8 tRNA genes and 1 rRNA gene are annotated in these 901 nt (G+C 48.9%); all 9 read right to left on the bottom strand.

The window, feature by feature from the left end:
• Position 1: 1 nt before the first annotated feature.
• A tRNA-Leu gene (locus KNO66_RS14725) sits at positions 2 to 89 on the bottom strand.
• A gap of 9 nt (positions 90 to 98) precedes the next feature.
• Positions 99 to 173: transfer RNA gene (locus KNO66_RS14730), tRNA-Gly, on the bottom strand.
• 15 nt (positions 174 to 188) lie between these two features.
• Positions 189 to 269 (bottom strand) — tRNA-Leu (locus tag KNO66_RS14735).
• A gap of 38 nt (positions 270 to 307) precedes the next feature.
• Positions 308 to 383 (bottom strand) — tRNA-Lys (locus KNO66_RS14740).
• A 12-nt stretch (positions 384 to 395) separates the two neighbouring features.
• Positions 396 to 471: transfer RNA gene (locus tag KNO66_RS14745), tRNA-His, on the bottom strand.
• Between the two features lie 10 nt (positions 472 to 481).
• Positions 482 to 557, bottom strand: a tRNA-Thr gene (locus KNO66_RS14750).
• A gap of 8 nt (positions 558 to 565) precedes the next feature.
• A tRNA-Phe gene (locus tag KNO66_RS14755) sits at positions 566 to 641 on the bottom strand.
• A gap of 19 nt (positions 642 to 660) precedes the next feature.
• Positions 661 to 736: transfer RNA gene (locus KNO66_RS14760), tRNA-Asp, on the bottom strand.
• Positions 737 to 812: 76 nt separating this feature from the next.
• Positions 813 to 901 (bottom strand): 5S ribosomal RNA (gene rrf / locus KNO66_RS14765); the annotation flags it as partial.

A 901-nucleotide genomic window follows, 5' to 3' on the forward strand; every position in this document is an offset into this window, starting at 1 on the left:
ATGGTGCGGTCGAGAGGACTTGAACCTCCACGGTGTTAACCACCACTAGGCCCTCAACCTAGCGCGTCTACCGATTCCGCCACGACCGCGTATTAAAATGGAGCGGAAGACGGGATTCGAACCCGCGACCCCGACCTTGGCAAGGTCGTATTCTACCACTGAACTACTTCCGCATAAGTATTTAGAGATGCGGGTGAAGGGACTCGAACCCCCACGTCAAAGACACTAGATCCTAAGTCTAGCGCGTCTACCAATTCCGCCACACCCGCACGTGAAATTACGTATTAAATAAAAAATAATGAGAAAATGGTGAGCCATGCAGGGCTCGAACCTGCGACCCTCTGATTAAAAGTCAGATGCTCTACCAACTGAGCTAATGGCTCATTAAATTTTAATGGGGCGGCTGAAGGGAATTGAACCCTCGAATGCCGGAATCACAATCCGGTGCGTTAACCACTTCGCCACAACCGCCATGAAAAAATGGTGCCGGCGAAAGGATTCGAACCCTCGACCCTCTGATTACAAGTCAGATGCTCTACCAACTGAGCTACACCGGCGTGTTATATGGTGGCTTTGGACGGAATCGAACCGCCGACACAAGGATTTTCAGTCCTTTGCTCTACCAACTGAGCTACAAAGCCATACGTATTAAATTAAAAATGGCGGTCTCGACGGGATTCGAACCCGCGATCTTCTGCGTGACAGGCAGACATGTTAACCCCTACACCACGAGACCGTTTTTAAGTTATGTCGACTTCACCTATTTTAAAGGTCATTTTATGTAAAGTCAATAACTTTTTTAAAAAAATAAAGCCTGGCAACGTCCTATCCTCACAGGGGGAGATCCCCCAACTACTTTCGGCGCTGAGACGCTTAACTTCCGTGTTCGGCATGGGAACGG

This window comes from Exiguobacterium sp. s48 (assembly GCF_018617395.1).
Classification (GTDB): Bacteria; Bacillota; Bacilli; order Exiguobacteriales; family Exiguobacteriaceae; genus Exiguobacterium.